Annotated in this window: 13 protein-coding genes; 2 read left to right on the forward strand and 11 right to left on the reverse strand. The window is 41.3% G+C overall.

Annotated features, from left to right (window positions below; translation table 11 throughout):
- Positions 1 to 16 precede the first annotated feature (16 nt).
- The 9 genes from IPL35_06315 to IPL35_06355 form a co-directional block, all read right to left on the reverse strand.
- Positions 17 to 1,720, reverse strand: coding sequence for a PKD domain-containing protein (locus IPL35_06315; protein ID MBK8443035.1), 1,704 nt, complete (start codon positions 1,718 to 1,720; stop codon positions 17 to 19).
- A 270-nt stretch (positions 1,721 to 1,990) separates the two neighbouring features.
- Complete coding sequence (locus IPL35_06320) at positions 1,991 to 3,376, reverse strand: dicarboxylate/amino acid:cation symporter (protein MBK8443036.1); 1,386 nt, start codon at positions 3,374 to 3,376, stop codon at positions 1,991 to 1,993.
- A gap of 12 nt (positions 3,377 to 3,388) precedes the next feature.
- Entirely contained in the window at positions 3,389 to 5,647 is a 2,259-nt protein-coding gene (locus IPL35_06325; GenBank protein ID MBK8443037.1) for an OmpA family protein, read from the reverse strand.
- A gap of 171 nt (positions 5,648 to 5,818) precedes the next feature.
- Positions 5,819 to 7,444: a T9SS type A sorting domain-containing protein gene (locus tag IPL35_06330; GenBank protein MBK8443038.1), complete on the reverse strand. Its 1,626-nt coding sequence runs from the start codon at positions 7,442 to 7,444 to the stop codon at positions 5,819 to 5,821.
- Between the two features lie 325 nt (positions 7,445 to 7,769).
- The gene (locus IPL35_06335) at positions 7,770 to 8,933 is read right to left on the reverse strand and encodes a hypothetical protein (protein ID MBK8443039.1); all 1,164 of its coding nucleotides are present in this window, start codon (positions 8,931 to 8,933) and stop codon (positions 7,770 to 7,772) included.
- Positions 8,934 to 9,206: 273 nt separating this feature from the next.
- Entirely contained in the window at positions 9,207 to 10,067 is an 861-nt protein-coding gene (locus tag IPL35_06340) for a hypothetical protein (protein ID MBK8443040.1), read from the reverse strand.
- A 45-nt stretch (positions 10,068 to 10,112) separates the two neighbouring features.
- Positions 10,113 to 10,733: a hypothetical protein gene (locus IPL35_06345; protein MBK8443041.1), complete on the reverse strand. Its 621-nt coding sequence runs from the start codon at positions 10,731 to 10,733 to the stop codon at positions 10,113 to 10,115.
- A gap of 413 nt (positions 10,734 to 11,146) precedes the next feature.
- The gene (pruA, locus tag IPL35_06350; protein ID MBK8443042.1) at positions 11,147 to 12,772 is read right to left on the reverse strand and encodes an L-glutamate gamma-semialdehyde dehydrogenase; all 1,626 of its coding nucleotides are present in this window, start codon (positions 12,770 to 12,772) and stop codon (positions 11,147 to 11,149) included.
- Positions 12,773 to 13,004: 232 nt separating this feature from the next.
- Entirely contained in the window at positions 13,005 to 15,530 is a 2,526-nt protein-coding gene (locus IPL35_06355; protein ID MBK8443043.1) for an ATP-dependent Clp protease ATP-binding subunit, read from the reverse strand.
- Between the two features lie 247 nt (positions 15,531 to 15,777).
- Here IPL35_06355 and IPL35_06360 point away from each other — a divergent pair, with 247 nt between their 5' ends.
- Positions 15,778 to 16,173 (forward strand): STAS domain-containing protein, encoded by a 396-nt coding sequence (locus IPL35_06360; GenBank protein MBK8443044.1) that lies wholly within the window; start codon positions 15,778 to 15,780, stop codon positions 16,171 to 16,173.
- A gap of 35 nt (positions 16,174 to 16,208) precedes the next feature.
- Entirely contained in the window at positions 16,209 to 17,168 is a 960-nt protein-coding gene (locus tag IPL35_06365; GenBank protein MBK8443045.1) for a ribonuclease Z, read from the forward strand.
- Here IPL35_06365 and IPL35_06370 read toward each other — a convergent pair.
- The gene (locus IPL35_06370) at positions 17,165 to 17,857 is read right to left on the reverse strand and encodes a methyltransferase domain-containing protein (protein ID MBK8443046.1); all 693 of its coding nucleotides are present in this window, start codon (positions 17,855 to 17,857) and stop codon (positions 17,165 to 17,167) included. The genes IPL35_06365 and IPL35_06370 overlap by 4 nt on opposite strands.
- A 255-nt stretch (positions 17,858 to 18,112) precedes the next feature.
- Positions 18,113 to 18,631 carry a GNAT family N-acetyltransferase gene (locus IPL35_06375; GenBank protein MBK8443047.1) on the reverse strand — a complete coding sequence of 173 codons (519 nt, stop codon included), beginning with the start codon at positions 18,629 to 18,631 and terminating at the stop codon, positions 18,113 to 18,115.
- Positions 18,632 to 18,662 lie beyond the last annotated feature (31 nt).

Genomic DNA, 18,662 nt, shown 5'->3' on the forward strand with positions numbered 1-18,662 from the left:
TATTATTGCAGCACACTTATTGCACTACAAATTGCTTCCATATTGTTGCTTTATCATTATTTAAGCGCAAGTTGTATATTCCGCTTGCAGCTATATAAAAAGTAAGTGTATTATCGCTCTGCTGTACCGGCACTTGCAAAGATTTTCCTTCTATACTGAATATTTGTGCTGTCCAGTTTGTGGCTGCCGTAGGTAAAATTACCTGTACTTTTCCGTGGCTCGGATTGGGGAACAATGTAATTTGTTGTTCAATATTTTCTATGCCCACAGTTTCTTTGAGTACGGTGATATAATTGGTTTTATTGACACTGATTTCATCGCTGCCGTTGTTGAGGGTAAGCATTACGGTATAAGTGCCTTCGGTACTGTAAGCGTGTGCAGGATTGGCAAGGTTGCTGCTCTGTCCGTCACCAAAATTCCAATTGTATGTAACACTGCCGTTGTCGCCACTGCTGATGTTGCTCGTAAACTGAATGATTTCGTCGAGAACCACCAAATTTTTATTGGCAACAAAATCAGCTACCAATGGATTTGCACTGCCATTGTTCCACAATTCGGGGCGGGCGAGTTCTGCCATAGAGCGCATTAATCCTACTTGCTCGGCAGTAAACATATTTTGGCAGGGTTCGGAAGAATAATCCATGTAATTTTCTACCATATCAGGCAAATTGGTGCTGCTGATGGGGTCGGTTTGGTCGCAGGTATTTTTCGAGAAGTCACAATCCGACTCCGACTGTGCATCGGCATCGGGTGTATCTTCGATACCATCATCGGCGGTGCAATCGCCATCGCCCCAAATGTGACGCAAACCAAAATAATGCCCTACTTCGTGCACGCAGGTGCGTCCTTCGGAGTTGGTAGCAGCAATGGGTCCGGCATTAGGGTTATCTTTTCCGAAAGCCTGATAGTGAATAACTACTCCATCAACTTGTTCAACATTGGCAGGAATAGTACCTTCTGGCCAGTTGGGGGCAATAGTAGGCGGATAAGCAAACCCTAAAACCGCAGGTGTTTGCTGACCGAAGAGGTCAATCGCTAAATTACACACCCAAATATTGAGATATTCTTTAGTATCCCAAGCATCGATACCACCGTTGGCAGTAAATTTTACACCATCTAAAGCAGCAGATGGGTCGCTGCCGCCCATTCCGGCGAGGGCGTTATTTAAGCATTCTTCTTGCTCCGGTGTGAGCGTGCCGCCTCCAATAACCTGAAGCGGATCTACTCCACATTCCGTAAAAGCCTCCAAAATAGCATTGATATCAAAACTGTCGCCTAAAAAACTTTGTACTTCTGTTTGTGTGCGTGTAATACCCGTAGTAGGATTGCCTTGCGGGTCAGTTTCTGCCAGATAAAACTCTAATTGGGCATCGGCGGCGCGGCTTTTAAAAACATCGCGGGTATTGGAAGTGTCGGCGTTTTGGCGGCGAAATGCCTCATTTAATACATCTATCTGAGATTGTACCAATTCATCTGACAAATTTTCGGCTGCCGTATTATACACGATATGTACCACTACCGGAATTTGATACACCTGTCCGCTGCCTTTACTGAGGTCGGAGGCTGCCATAGTACGCGCCTGCTCAAAGGTTTTGTCAAAAGCCTGTTGAAGTGCCGGATTGCTTTGTACCTTCTGGTGTGCGGCACATTTTGACCATTGTGCCTGACTGTAAAAAGGTATCAGCAGTATCCAAAGTAAGGATAAAAATTTTAGATTCATTTTTTGGTAAAAAATTAAATATTAAATAATTGTATGATAGATAAAATAAATAATATTATAAAACAAAGCGAAGATTATTCAACAAAATATTTAAGCAATATTTACAATATTCCTCATAAACAAATAATTATGTATTATTTATAAAAACACAATGATTTGTTAAATAAAAAAATTTCAACAAATTTAATAAATATTATGGAATGTATTTGCTATAAAGAATTTTTAGCTATTTATTAACACACAGCAAATACTCTGAAATTCGGTACTGTTTTACCCTTTTGTGTCCCAGTTTGCTTCGCCTTCCCAGCGCGCTACTACGGTGGTTGCCAAACAATTACCCACTACATTTACTGATGTACGCGCCATATCCATCAATTCATCTATTCCCAAAATAATAAAAATAGGCTCTACAGGCAAACCAAACGATACTGCCGTTCCCATTAATATTACCAAAGAAGCACGCGGCACACCGGCAACGCCTTTGCTCGTGAGCATCAGCGTAAATACGATGAGTAGCTGCTGCCCCCAACTCAAATGTATGCCCGCCGCCTGTGCCACAAAAATACTCGCCAACGACAAATAAAGCGTAGTGCCGTCTAAATTGAAGGAATATCCCATCGGCATCACAAAAGAAACAATTTTTCGCGGAACACCGAATTCTTCCATTGCTTTCATCGCTTTGGGCAGTGCCGCCTCTGAACTGGTGGTAGCAAATGCCAGTGTAACGGCTTCGCTGATTTGGCGGATAAAACGCAATATCGGCACACGCGCCAGCAATGCCACCGGCAACAATACGCCCAACAAAAATACGGCAAGTGCTACATACAGCGTTGCCAGTAGTTTAAATAAATTGACTAAAATGCCCAAACCCATGTGCCCCACCGTATAAGCAATGGCACTACCCACCGCAAAAGGTGCAAACTGCATAATAATTTGGGTAAATTTGAACATCACTTCCGACAAACTTTCGGTAAATTCCAGCATCGTTTGGCGATGCTTGCCGTGTACCATTGCCAAGCCGATACCAAATAATATGCTGAATATTACAATTTGCAGCACCTGTCCTTCAAAAATAGATTTGGAAATATTTTCGGGAAAAATGTGCAAAATAACATCTTCCCAGTTTTGTTTGGGAACTTCTATTTTTTCGGTTTCGCCAGTGGGCGGTAGTTGTATGCCCACGCCCGCTTTGCTGATATTAATGGCAGCTAACCCGATAAAAAGAGCGATGGTGGTGATGGCTTCAAAATAAACAATAGATTTCCAGCCCATACGCCCCACTTGTTTGAGGTTGGAGTGTCCGGCAATGCCCACCACCAACGTGCCAAAAAGCAACGGTGCTATGATGGTTTTGATGAGGCGCAAAAACACCTTACTCACTACTTTGAGATGTACGGCAAACTGCGGAAAATCGTAACCTACCTCAGCACCTACCAGCATACTCACTAAAATCCAGGTGGTGAGGCTGCCTTTGCGAAAAGCATACCAGCACAGCAGCAGCAGGGCAGCCCAGCGTGTGAGTGCCACCCCAGCGGGGTCTATTACTAACCACTGATAATGACTTGCCAAAGACAATACAACTGCCAAAAGCCCCACTCCAAAAATTGGGAGCAGCAAAGCATTTTGAGGGTGTGAAGAGGTTGTTTTGTTGTGCATTGTCTTATTTTTTTAATAAATTCCCTGTTTTTTCAAATCTTTTACGCGCATTTTGGTAGCTTGTCCATCTACAAATACTTCAATATCTGTTTTGTAGCCGTTTTTATCAAAATACTTCTGCACCTGTTCGGCATCGTAAATGCTGCCAAACATACCGATATGGATTGTTTCGCCTTCTTTGCTCTGTGTTATTTTTGGGGTAATGCCTAATTTTTCTACTTTTTCGCTCAATTTGGCATCAATGCTTTTGTAAGCACCCACATTTACCCGAAATGTGAAGCCTTGCTCCTTGGCGGTAGTAGCCACCGTAGGAATTACTTCCGTTTCTGCCTGTTTTTTGAGCAATTCTTTTTGTCCTTGCTCGGTTTTTCTATCTTTTGCTTGTTTTTCACGCTCTTCTTTTTTCGCTTTCAACGCCGCTTCCTGCTGCTTTTTAGCTTCTTTGGCTTGCTTTTCGCGCGCTTTTTCTACTTCTTTTTTACGCTTTTCTATTTCTTTTTGTTGTTCTTTGGCAGTCAGTTCAGAGGGTTTTTTATCTTTTGTTTTAACACTTTCTTTTTTCGTTTTCTTGTTTTTGTCGTCTTGTTGTGTCGGTATTGAAGGGATAGAAGATTTATCGGGGTTTTCTATTTTAAAAATCACCCTATCATTTACGGCGTGTTCTTTTTCGCTGCAATCTACGCCTTCTTTGCATTTATTTAATAATACCGTTGCGCCTAATCCTACTGCTTTAATACGCTGATTTTCAATACCTTTTGTCAATAAATAATCTTTGATTATCGCCACGCGCTCCTGCGAAAGCACCAAATTGCTCACCGCATCGCCGCGTGCATCGGTGTGCGACTCTATGAGTAGTTTTTCTTGCGGGTGTTTTTGCAGATAATTACTTACTTTATCCAATTCCGCAAAGCTGATATTCAAAGGTTTGCTTTGTTTAAATTCAAATTCTATTTTTTTCAGATTCAATGTTGTATTGAGCAATACATCTTTTTCGTTTTTGGTATTCAATGCTAATATTTCATTATTATTGACAGGGGCTTGCGGCAAATTTTTCAGGGGTTCTTTGCGGCTAATGAGGTACAAATCCAAAGCTCCTTTGCCTCCTTCGCGGCGCGATGCCACCAACGCTGTATTGAGTTGGTTGTCCCAGGCGATGCTCAAATCATCTGCCGAAGAGTTGAGCGGGGCACCTGCATTCTGAGGTTTTTGCCAATCTTTTTCGGGGCGGCGCGTGACGTAAATGTCGAAACCGCCCATTCCGGCGTGTCCGTTGGAAGCAAAATACAACTCGCCGCTACTGTGGTAAAAAGGAAATAATTCATCGCCGATGGTATTTACCTGCGGACCCAAATTCTGCGCTTCGCTCCACACCTCTCCTGCTCTATATACCACATATATATCTTTGCCGCCATAGCCGCCCGGACGGTCGGATACAAAAAATATTTTAGTGCCATCGGGCGAAGTAGCGGCATGCATCACTGAATATTGCGGGTTGTTTTCTTTGAAAGGCTGCAAATTTTTCCAAGCATGGTCGCCCGAACTTTGCGCCGAAAATACTTTAAAACGCGCCTTTTCCTGCATTTTGCCCGCTTTGTTTTCGGTATTGCGTGTGATCCACAGCAGTTGCTCGCTGCCGCTTACCGACACAGGACCATCGTGCAGGGCACTATTGATACCTTTTTGTTTTTGAGGCATTGAAAAAACGCCGCCGTCAAAGTTTTTGGCAAAATATACTTCTAAAAAACGCTTCGCATCAAAAGCCTTGCTGCGGTTTTTTAAATCGCCGGACGATGAAAACAAGACCCCGTTTTTGAAAAATATCGCACCCAATTCGTCATTGGCAGTATTGAGCGAAAAAGGGATCATGTTGAATTTATGCTCATCAGCGCGAAAACGATTGATATTCAGGCAGGCATCTGCCAACTCGCGGCTGCGCGGCTCTATATCGGCATAGCGGCTATACCATTTGGCGGCTTCGCTGTAGTTGCCCAATGCGTGCAGCACTTGCGCATACTGAAATTCGTAGATACGCTCCTGCGGCTTCACAGGAATAACGAGGTCGTACCAGTAAGCTGCATTTGCCAAATCATTCACCAAGCGGTAGCTTTGTGCCAATTTTTCTTTGGCTTCCAACGAATTATCATACATCAACACTTCCCTGTAAAAAGGAATAGCATCGTAATAAGCTCCTGCTTCAAACAATTTATTTCCGTCTTGCAATATCTTTTTTACATCTTGCGCCTGCAAGGTGATAGTAGCGAGACATAACAAAAGTGTCGTTTTTTTTATAAAAAAAACAAAAATTCCTTCATCTTTCATTTTACTTGCAAAAAGGCAAAATTAGTTTTTTTTGCCATCTGACACTAAAAAATATCGCCCGTAAACACAATTTTACGGGCGATACGTGGTTGTGCTTTCTGGTGGCACGCTTTTTTAAGTTCCTTAGTGCCGCACTACAATTTTTTGATACAGCACTTTTCCCTGATTTTCAAATCGGAAAATATAAATACCTTCGCTCCAAGCGGCAGTGTTGAGTGATACTTCGTGCACGCCTTCTTCCAAGTAGTCGCCATTGAGCGGTGTAGCTATTTGTTTTCCTGTGATGTCATATACTGCGGCTTTGTTCCATACGCTTTGGTGAGGAAGGTCTATAAAAATACTCACTGTTTCGTTGGCAGGGTTGGGAATAGTGGTCAGTGTTATATTATTTTTATCGGCATCTATTCTTGCTCCTGCACCCGAAGGATATAGTTTTACTCTAAAAATACCCCCTCCACTGCTTTCTTGTGTGCGCTGTGTGCCGTTTTGGGTGTAGGTAGCTTTGTGATTTACAAAGAAATCAAAGGTCATTTCTTGAGTAATAAGTGCCGGATTCTTAACTACAAATCGCAATCCCATCGGTTTCCACTCGTTGGCAGTAAAAGCTAAATTATTGATGCTTGCTCCGTTGATTCCTGTAATGCGCAATATTTTTTTGAGTGTATTTTTGATAAAACCACTTCCGGCAAAATTAGCGTTCTGAAATTTTTGCCAGAGTGCATTGTTGCTGTATAATTCTATTTCGCCAATGGACGAAAAGGAAATTCCATTGTTGCCGCTACTGCTCACAGGGCGTATTTGCAAATTGAGCTGCGCATTTTGATTTAAAATATTTTGTGCCAACATCACATACACGTCACTTTCGTTTTTACCCACCATATCAATAAATGTAAAATTATCAGTGGCGATATTGTTGTTTTTATATACATTTTCGCCTACATCTATATCCAACTTTTCGTCGTACATAGGGTCGTTGTTAGGCGAAGAAAGCCGCGCCAAAAGGCAAATAACGGGAATGGGCTGTGTGCTGCTCGGAATATTGTTGAGTGCGAAAGTGTAGTCGCTATATACCGGAATATCGGCACTCTGCCAAAGAAAATTATGAATGGCAGAGCCACCCTCGCTAATGCTTGCAGTGCTTTGCGCGCCTATTTGTCCGCCTAAAGGGTGGCCGCTTTGTTGGTTGCTGAGGCTGTTTATCCAGTGTTTATTCCAAGTTTCGCCGCTGCGTTGTAGTGTCCAATACAGTTCCAAATTACCAAAGGCAGCGGGCGCATCGGCGCAGCCTGTATTGTGTAGGCGCACTTTTATGGTGTGGTCGCTTTGCTCGGCGATGCCCGCCAAGGTATTTTCGGAGCAGGGGTCGCTGCCTTTACAAGCCCATATATCGGGGCTTTCCCATATATAATCGGGGTTGGGGTCGCAAGCTAAATTAGGCTCGCTGCCATTATCGGCGGGGCAATCTTTGATGCTTATATCTGCCAAGACCGAGCAAGTGGTGGGTATGGTAGCCGCCGCACTAAAACTGCCCACATCTTGTGCGCCGTCTATATCGTACTCTAAAAGGTTGATACGGCGAGGGGTGATGCTATTTAGATACTTATGTTCAAAATACATAATATTTTTGCTCCCATCAAAAACATTTTCACCATTTTCTACTATAGATGAATGGGAGTGGTCTAAAAGATTTGCATGACCCAATTCATGCAAAAGAGTTTCGTAAATATCTATTTTTCCATAAGCTTCCATTGGAACATTAATGTTTTCACTACAGTCTAAATAAACGTCTTGAGAAGTGTAAGAAGATGATACTTGTATAAAAAACGGGTAGTAGTAGTATTTTTAAGTCCCACACAAGCATTATTTTCTATAGTGGTTCCCATAATACCAGAAATATCGTCAGATAAAAATATATAAGAAAAGTTGTCAGAAGTATTTTTAATCTCTGTTGCGGACAGCGTAGTATTAGGTGCAAATTGCCATTGCATACCTGTTATAGCACTCCATTTATTAAGAGCAGATTCAATACAAGTTTTTATAGAGGGGTATTTGGTTATTAAATCTTCTTGTACTTTTATTTGATAGGTAAAGTATATCTATTTTTATATCCAGGGTAGGTTTCTGTATTTTCTGCCAATGTAGCATAATCTATATAAATAAAATCTTCATCTATACCACCAGATGCTGTTCTGACCACAAAATTACCCGTTCCCGGGGTAACGCCTATATTCATCTCTTCTATAGGATCAAAAGTAATATATTTATTGGGTATATTAGCAACTATTTTATCATCATGCCATTCTAAGATATGCGAAGCAGGTATATCATAAGGGAAGGGACTTATTAAGAATCCGTTAGACTTATTTGCATTGATAAAGCTAAGAAACCCCTTTGTTGTTCCAAAATTAGAGCCATGTATGATTATTCTATTTTTTGCGGTTGTGTTATTTTGATAATCATAAGTGCCTGATGTTAAATGACTGGGGCTTATATAGCTAATCGAAGGATCTACTCCTCTTTTTTCTGAAACAGGACTTTTTTTTTCTGCTTTTAGATTTTTGATTTTAATACCTTCTAATTGTTCCAAATATCTATAAAAATTGTCTCTGCTTGTAAAAAATTTAACTCCTGTTCTATAACATTTTACAGTTACCTCCATTCTATAATGCTCCAAAGGCACATAAAGAATTCCATTTTTTTTATCAAGATTAAGCACTTTTATAAAAGGACGCTGGACTGTTCCTTTAAAAAAGATAGGCTTTAGTAATCGTTTATTTGTAGTATTGTTGCCTTTGTATGGAATAGTTTTTGTCACATCTTTTGCAAAAACAATAGTTTTATGCTTCCTTCCTTTGGTTTCAAGCATTGCTACGGCATTTTTTTCCCATTCCCAATTATTGCAATGGTCAAAAACCATTGGGTCTTCCTGAGTTTTTCCGACATAATTTCTTGTTTGGTAATCATAGTATTCTCTAGCAGATTCCACATTCATCAACAATTCCACATTGCCCGCTTTGAGGTCTCCTTTGAGGCTTTTGGAGAGGCTTTTGGTAACGAAGGCAAAAATACCCTGTGGCGTTTGTAGGTTAATAATATCTTCGGTGCTGTCGGTTTCAAAAATATAGTCGGCTTCTTGGGCGTAGTATTGTAAGAGGCTGTCGTGGGCTGCTGTCCATTTTTCGCTTTCTATATAGGGTATATAACGCTGGTAAGCCGTATCGTTATAAATTTGCTCCACTCGGAGGGTGTCTTTTTTAAGGCGTTGGGCGGTGAGGGGCTGGCTGCAAAAACTGAGCAGGAGTAGGCAACAAAAGAGGAGTACATTTTTCATAAATCAGTGTAGTTTTTTGTTTAAAAAATGAAAAAATTATCATTATCCTCCAAAATAAACCTATTTTTTTCAATATTGCGTAGTGGGCAAGTGTTAAAGATTTAAAAAGTATTTGTTTTTGAAGGTATAAAAAAGAAATAATTTTTGCTCGGCGATGCCTGTCAAGGTGTGTGCCTGCGGCTACAACTGTTTTGTCGGTGGAAAGGGGAAATTAATGCTTTTTTCTACCGCATCTTCTTTTTTTTTAATTTTGTCGAAATTCATGTTTTCATATACCACTGTTGTTTTTTTCAATTTTCGCCCTAAACTCGTATATAGAGTTTTTATATTCGGAAAAACATAGAAGAAGTTACCAATATTGAAATTAATTAATTTAGTTGATGAATAATTCAATTCATTGCCACAATAATCTAAATGAATACGTTTTTTATCATCATATAAAGATCCATTATAATTTTTGTAAATAAAATAGGTGGGCAAAAACAAGGTGTGTGCAGTAATTCTTTTATCTTTTTTGGAGGCAAAGGCTTGCAGGGCTGCTTCGTTTTTATCAATACTTTTTATCATAAAAATACCGCTCTCGCCTTTTTTACTACCATCAGGGTGATAAACTCCACCCCTCATTTCCAGAGAGTCTTTCATTCCCTTAAATTTTTGATACTTTTTTGCTCTAATGGTAGAGTAAGTAATAATTTGGAGGGTGTCGCTGTGGAGTTTTCCTTTAAATAGGCGGTGTACTTTGAGGGTTTGGAGCAAGTAGGGTGCCTGTGTGTGATAGTAGGGATCGTGGTTTTGTGCAGGCAGATAAAGGGTATCACTTTCTGCAATCACCGTAGCTTCTACTATTAATTCGGCATAATCATCAATGGCTTGTGCTGCTTGTAGTTGCGTTTGTTTGTCGCAAATATGAATTACTTCTCCTTGTGTAGGCATTGCATCGGGGTCGCGCTGTGCCTGTGTGTTGGCAAAAAAGAATAAACAACACAGCATCGTTGTAAAGCGGCAAATCCATAGGGAGCTAATTAATGGTACGTTTTTCATAAATCAGTAAAAACTTCAGTCCTAAAAAGAACAATATGAATGTCATTATCTTCCTTTCAAAGTTCCTAAATAGGTATATAAATCTTGTTCGGTGGTAAAAATTCGTCTTGCCTCTTGAGTACATTTTAAAGTAGCTTCTATACTAATATTTCTTTGTGGGATAAAAATAATTTTGGGTGCATTGGTTATTTCTCTTGTTAGAATGATATGTCCCCTTTCTATCATGCTAAATGCAAAAATTGGCTTCATTAATATAGCATTAGTAGTACGAAAAGCCTTGTCTATTCCCTCCATTTTTTTTGCAAAAAAAATAGTTTTGTATTTCATTCCTTTGCTCTCGGGACTTGCTACTGCTTTTTCCCATTTCCAATCATAGCACTCATGCGACCATCTTTCTTTTATGGGTACTTTTCCCACATAATTTCTTGTTTGGGCATCATAATAGGGTGTGGCATCGGCGGCTTGCATAATGAGCTCCACATTGCCCGCTTTGAGGTCTCCTTTGAGGCTTTTGGAGAGGCTTTTGGTAACGAAGGCAAAAATGCCCTGTGGTGTTTGCAGGTTAATGATGTCTTCGGTGCTGTCGGTTTCAAAAATATAGTCGGCTTCTTGGGCGTAGTAGCGCAGCAGGCTGTCGTGTTGTTGTGTCCAAAATAGCCCGTGCAAGGTATGTATCGCTGGTAAGCCGTATCGTTATAAATTTGCTCCACTCGGAGGGTGTCCATTTTAAGGCGTTGGGCGGTGAGGGGCTGGCTGCAAAAACTGAGCAGGAGCAGGCAACAAAAGAGGAGTACATTTTTCATAAATCAGTGTAGTTTTTTGTTTAAAAAATGAAAAAATTATCATTATCCTCCAAAATAAACCTATTTTTTTCAATATTGCGTAGTGGGCAAGTGTTAAAGATTTAAAAAGTATTTGTTTTTGCGAGTATAAAAAGGAAACAATTTTGGCTCGGCGATGCCCGCCAAGGTGTGTTTTCGGTGGTTTAAATAAAAAATACCCATAGCCGGATATTAAAATATTTTTGGCTATGGGTATTTTTATTTCCTGTATTTTACTGTCTTTGTATTCGCGTTTTCTCAACCTAAAAACGGATAGCGGTAGTCGGTAGGCGGCACAAAGGTTTCTTTGATGGCGCGTGCCGAAGTCCAGCGCAGCAAATTGAGCAAAGAACCGGCTTTGTCGTTAGTACCCGAAGCACGCGCACCGCCGAAAGGCTGCTGTCCTACAACGGCTCCGGTGGGTTTGTCGTTGATGTAAAAATTACCAGCTGCGTGGCGCAAACGTTGAGTGGCTTCTACAATAGCGGCACGATCTTGGGAAATGATGGCTCCGGTGAGGGCATACGGCGAAGTATTGTCTATTAAGTCTAATACTTTGTCGTAATCTTTGGGTTTATATACATAAATGGTGAGTACCGGACCAAAAATTTCTTCACACATCGTTGTATAATTCGGGTCGGTGGTGAGCAAAACGGTAGGTTCAATAAAATAGCCCTGCTCTTTGCTATAAGAGCCGCCAATAAGAATTTCCACATTCGGGTCTTTTTTGGCTTTTTCAATATATGCAGTGATGCTGTTAAAAGATTTTTCGTCAATAACGGCATTTACAAAATTACTGAAATCCTCCACTGTGCCCATTTTAAAAGAAGCAAGGTCGTTTTTCAGCCCTTTTTCTACACTTTTCCATATATTGGAAGGAATATAAGCCCGCGAAGCCGCCGAACATTTTTGTCCCTGATATTCAAATGCGCCGCGCGACAGTGCCGTTACCACTACTTCGGGCAAGGCAGAAGGGTGCGCCAGCACAAAATCTTTTCCGCCCGTTTCGCCTACCAAACGCGGATAGCTGCGGTAGTTGGCGATATTTTCACCTACGGTTTTCCACATATAATTGAAAGTACCCGTAGAGCCGGTGAAGTGCAAACCTGCAAAATCGCGGTGCTTGAAAACGGTATTTCCGATGGTGCTGCCCGCCGCCTGTACCAAATTAATGACACCGGCAGGCAAACCGGCTTCTTCAAATACCTGCATAATGACGTGCGCCGACAACACTTGCGTTTCGGCGGGTTTCCACACTACGGTATTGCCCATCAGTGCGGGCGAAGAAGGCAAATTTCCGGCAATGGCAGTAAAATTAAAAGGTGTAACCGCCAGTACAAAACCCTCCAAAGGGCGGTATTCCAAACGATTCCACACACCTGCCGAAGAAATCGGTTGTTCGTTGTAAATGTGTTGCATATATGCCACATTAAAACGCAGAAAATCAATGAGTTCACAGGCTGCGTCTATTTCGGCTTGATAAGCATTTTTGCTTTGCCCGAGCATAGTGGCGGCGTTGATGGCGTAGCGGTATTTGGTGGCGAGGAGTTCGGCGGCTTTAAGAAAAATAGCGGCGCGATGCTCCCAGGGCATATTTTCCCAATCGGCTTTGGCACGCAGGGCGGCTTGTATGGCGGCTTCTACATGCGAGGAGTCGCCGTAGTGATATTGTGCCAGTGTATGAGCGCGCTCGTGCGGTGGGTGCAGGGTACGCACATCGTGGGTGCGTATGGCTTTGCCGTCAATAATCAGTGGCAAATCTTCTTGTTTGGATTTGGCATTGCGAAGAGCTTCTTTGAGCAGGGTACGCTCAGGAGAGCCTGCGGCATAGCTTTTTACCGGCTCATTGGCAGGAGTGGGTACATGAAAAATTCCTTTAGGCATATATTATTTTGTAGGTGAATAAAAATTGATTGAATTGGCGATTGTGGTTTTTAAACTCACAAAGCATTGATAATAAACATATTTTAATCAATAAAAAATTTAAAAAATTATATTATTAAAACAATGATTTAAAATTATCATATTTTTTTTCAGATAAAAAAACAAAATCCCCTAAAAGTTTCAGAGACAACTTTCAGGGGATTTTAATAATATTACTTATATCATAACAATTCTATTGATTAGTAGGAGCCGCTTCGTTGCTTAATACTTCAATGCTGATTTTGCCTTCTGCATCTAAATCTACCAAAATTTCATCGCCGCTTTTGAGTTTTACGGCTAAAATTTCTTCGGCGAGCGGGTCTTCTATGTACTTTTGAATGGCGCGGTGCAAAGGACGTGCACCAAATTGCGGGTCGTAGCCTTTGTCTGCCAAAAACACCTTTGCCTGTTCGCTGAGGCGCAGGGTATAGCCGATTCTTGCCACTCTCGTATAAATATCTTGCAGGGCAATATCAATGATTTTTAAAATTTCTTCTTTGCCCAAAGCATTGAAAGTAACCACATCATCAATACGGTTCAGAAACTCAGGTGCAAAAGTGCGGCGCAGGGCTTGGGCAATTACTCCTTTGGCGTTGTTTTCGGCGGATTCTTCGCGGGAGGAAGTCTGAAAACCGACACCTGTACCGAAATCTTTTAATTGGCGCACTCCGATATTGGAAGTCATAATGATGAGGGTATTTTTAAAATCTATTTTTCTGCCCAAACCATCAGTAAGTTGTCCGTCATCTAATACTTGCAATAAAATATTATACACATCGGGGTGTGCTTTTTCTATTTCGTCGAGCAAAATAACCGAGTAGGGTTTGCGGCGCACTTTTTCGGTAAGCTGCCCGCCTTCTTCGTAGCCCACATAGCCCGGAGGCGCACCGATGAGGCGCGAAATGGAAAATTTTTCCATATATTCGCTCATATCAATCCGAATGAGGGCACTTTCGCTGTCAAATAAATAACGTGCCAGAGCTTTTGCGAGTTCGGTTTTTCCTACACCGGTAGGACCCAAAAAGATAAAAGAGCCGATGGGCTTTCTGGGGTCTTTCAGTCCTACGCGGTTGCGCAAAATGGCTTTGGTGATTTTGACAACGGCTTCATCTTGCCCGATGACAACTTTTTTCAAATCGTCAGCCATACTGAGCAATTTGGTACTTTCGCTTTGTGCCACACGGCGCACCGGAATGCCAGTCATCATGGCTACCACTTCGGCAATATCCTCTTCGCCTACAGGATAGCGGCGGGTGCGAGATTCCTCTTCCCAGTCGCGCTTGGCGGTATCCAATTCATTTTGAAGATTTTTTTCGGTATCTCTCAAACTGGCAGCCTTTTCATAATCCTGACTTTTTACCACTTTGAGTTTTTCTTCTTTAATGTCTTCAATTTGTTGTTCCAGCGATACAATATTTTCGGGTACACGAATGTTTTTCAAATGCACACGCGCTCCTACTTCGTCCAATACGTCAATGGCTTTGTCGGGCAAAAACCGATCGGTGATGTAGCGGTTGCTCAACTGCACGCAGGCTTTGATGGCAGCATCATCGTATTGCACGTTGTGATACTCTTCGTATTTGCTTTTGATGTTGTTGAGAATGCTGTAAGTTTCTTCTACCGTAGGCGGATCTACCATTACTTTTTGGAAGCGGCGGTCTAATGCGCCGTCTTTTTCTATATATTGGCGATATTCATCTAAAGTAGATGCACCGATTACCTGCAATTCGCCGCGTGCCAAAGCGGGTTTAAAGATATTGGAGGCATCTAAAGAGCCGGTAGCACCGCCCGCACCTACGATGGTGTGTATTTCGTCGATAAACAAAATAACACTGCGGTCTTTTTCCAATTCGTTCATAATGGCTTTGATGCGTTCTTCAAACTGACCGCGATATTTGGTGCCGGCTACCAAAGCAGCCAAATCCAGCATCACGATGCGTTTGTCGAACAACACACGCGACACGCGCCGTTCAAAAATGCGCAATGCCAATCCTTCTACGATGGCGGTTTTTCCTACGCCGGGTTCGCCGATAAGGATAGGGTTGTTTTTTTTGCGGCGGCTCAAAATCTGAGATACACGCTCAATTTCGGTTTCGCGCCCTACGATGGGATCAAGTTTTCCCTCTTCGGCGAGGTGTGTAATATCTCGTCCGAAATTGTCGAGTACGGGGGTTTTTGATTTTGTGCCTTGCTTGCCACTGCGCGCGCCGGCATTTCCAAAACCTTTTCCCATGCCTTCGTCATACGAATCATCAGAGCCGCCCGGCAATTCGCCTTTTACATCATTGAGCATAAAACGTAACTCTGTTTTAAACATTTCATAGTCCACATCTAATTGTTCCAGTATTTGAGCGGCTACATTATCTTTTATTTTCAAAATTGCCAACAAAAGATGTTCTGTACCGATAACATCGGTTTTGAAATCTTTAGCTTCCAATACTGCAGTTTTCAACGATTGTTGTGCCTGGCGGGTGAGTGGAATATTCACAGGGTCGGTATAATGGGCAATGCCTTTGCTGACGGCATTATCCAAATTTTTTCTTAGCTGTTCCAAATCTACTTCCATTGCCTGCAACACCTGTACGCCAAAGCTGTTGCCCTCGCGTATGATGCCCAACAGAAAATGCTCTACACCGATAAAATCGTGACCGAGCCTTTTAGCTTCTTCTCTACTGAAAGAGAAAACATCTTTTACTTTTTGAGAAAATTTAGCTTCCATAATTACAAATATACAAACGAAAAATACGCCAAATAGTATTTATCTGACTATTTTGTTATAAAAAACTTTTTTGAGGCAAAAAAAGTGACAAAAAAACAAAGCAAACTGTCTTTTTGTCAGCAGTCAATAATTTGTCTGTGCCTTTATATCAACGAAAAAATACGGCTAATCTATCAAAAATTGTAAATTATTTTTTATAAAAGGCGTTAATTATTTACTTTTGCCCAAAATTAAAATAATTTTTATTATGAAATTTTCATTGGATAAACGCGAAAGCTATACTATATTTGAAGTATTAGATGCTAAATTGGATACATTGGCAGCACCGGATTTAAAAACAGAATTGGTGCTTTTGTGCAACGAAGGCATTTCTAATATTATTTTGGATTTGCGCAATGTGGAGTTTGTGGACTCGTCGGGTTTGAGTGCTATTTTGGTGGGACATCGTACTTGCAACAACGCTAACGGCAGTTTGGTGCTTACTGGTTTGAATGATAATGTTCGTCGTTTGATACAAATATCGCAGTTGAATACGATATTGGAGATAACCCCTACGCTTTCTGAAGCAAAAGATTGGATTATGATGAACGAATTGCAGCGTCAGCTGGCACAGGAAGATAGTGATGCCGGCGAAGAGGAATAGCGATTTTTGAATTATAATACCTATCTTTTTTTATTATTTTGACATTCAGCGTTACTATTTTAGGCAGCAACTCGGCTACACCGGCTTATGGCAGGCATCCGACTGCGCAAGTGGTGAACCATTACGAAAAACTTTTTTTGGTGGATTGCGGCGAAGGCACACAAATGCAGTTTGAGCGGTATCATATCAAACGTAGTCGTGTTGAGCATATTTTTATCAGTCATTTGCACGGCGATCATTATTTTGGATTAATAGGTTTGCTTACTTCTTTTGCTTTAAACAAACGCAGCAAACCTTTGTGGATTTATGCACCTGCTGATTTGAAAAATATTATAGAAGTGCATTTAAATGTAACAGGCGGCTGGGAAAATTTGGGCTATGAAATATATTGGTACAAAATTGCTTTTGATGCGCCACAGGTTATTTACGAAAATAACCACCTGAGTGTAGAAACTATCGTTTTGAACCACAGTTTGCCGTGTGTGGGGTTTTTGTTCCGTGAAAAAATGCGCGGGCGCAATATTCATAAACATAAAATTGAGGAATTTCAACTTTCTATTGAGTCTATTGCCCATATCAAAGCCGGTGGTGATTATACTACGCCCGAAGGTGTCGTTGTATCCAATCAGGAGTTTACTTACGAAGCCTTGCCACCGCGGGCTTATGCTTTTTGTACGGATACCACTATTATTGCCGATAATATAGCACAGTTGAAAGGTGTGCATACGTTGTATCACGAGGCTACTTTTTTGAGCGAACACGCCGAGCGGGCTGCCGCTACTTTGCACAGCACTGCCGCACAAGCTGCACTATTTGCCCGCGATGCGCAAATAGGACAGTTGCTTTTAGGGCATTTTTCTGCCAAATATTCCAATTTAGAACCCTTATTGCAGGAGGCTAAAAATATTTTTCCTAATACTGCCTTAGCTATTGAAGGTGTTACATTTCACGTTTTACAACAGCCCCCGAAAGAAAAAAACACTGCCGACCTTTAATCATTGCGCTGTGCTACTATCAAATAGTGATGAAAAAGCGCGGAAGATTGCAAAAGGTGTGTTTGGAGGATAGTAAAACCGCGTGCCGCAATCATTTTGTTGTAGTCGTTGAGATGGTGTTGGTGCGGGTGCAGAATGTCGCCGGGGAGCAGCCGAAATATCGGTTTGAGTAGCTGATAGCGGTGAGCATCAACGGTGAGTACCCAAAATCCCTTTGGCAGCGTTAAGGCGGCGAGGTTGTCGAAAGCGGCAGCGAGGTTATCTACATGGTTAATGGCGTTCATACAAAAAACGATGTTGTAGCGTTGGGGGTGCTCTTGATAAAACTGCTCTAAAGTACTGCCAAAAAACTGTACATTCGGATATTGTGCTTCGTTGAAATGAGGCAGGTGGGCATAGTGTTGGAGCAAGGGGTCAAAAGCGACAACTTCGTTGTGGGGCAATACCATAAATACACCGGCAGGCCCGCAGCCGGCATCTAACACTTTGGTGTCTGGCTCCTCCAAAGGGAGCGGCACAGAAATTTGTTGCAGCAACTGCCGCCAATATTGGCGTTTCCACTGCAAATACGACTCAACATTTTTGGGCAGTAGATAGCGTTTCCACCAATGCAGTTCTGCCCACTGAGCAATACGCCAGCGCAGCGAACCAGACGATACAACGGCAGAATGTGTTCTTTTCATCATCATTTGCTATAAAAAATTTTGCACACGACAAAGAAAACGATAATCGCCGTAAATGTTGCCAAATATCTTATTATTTTTATAAAATAAAAAACCTCATCAGACTGTCGCAGCCTTATGAGGTAGAAGAAAAATTATTTCTTTTTTTAACAACTAAAAAAACACCTGTGTATGAAAAGAATGAATGCCTGTTATTATTACATACTGCCTTTATACACTATCTATATCTTTATTACATTTATAATTTAATGACAAAAAAATTTATATATTAAGCCATTTGCCCATCATATAACAATCATAATATTCGTCATTGATATGAATATGATTTTTTAACTTTCCTTCTATTCTAAAGTTAAGTTTGGTGCAAAAACTGATACCCAGCATATTATTTTGAAGTGTAATGCCCAATAATTTGCGCACACCTTTATTAATCACATAATTTTCTACCCAGTTTTCCAAAGCAGTGCCTACGCCTTTTCCTCTGTATTCCTCTAAAACTCCCATTTCTATATATGCCACATGCTGGCTGCACTCACGCTCTTCGCGGTGATACGCGCAATAACCGATAATTTCGTTTTTATAGCGTGCCACAAATATCATTTGAAAAGGGCTGTTGAAGTATGCCTCGTAGTAATGTTCTACTTCTTCTAATACAAGATTATCAAATTCGGATTGCAAATGTATCTTCTTTCGTATCAACATAAACTCCTCTAACGCCTCTTGCGGTAAAGTTCCGATGCTTATAGCCTGAATATTGTTAAGATTAAATGCTGTAGCCATGGTATCAATGTTTCGCAAAACAAGGACACAA

Source organism: Sphingobacteriales bacterium, from assembly GCA_016711285.1.
GTDB lineage: Bacteria > Bacteroidota > Bacteroidia > Chitinophagales > UBA2359 > JADJTG01.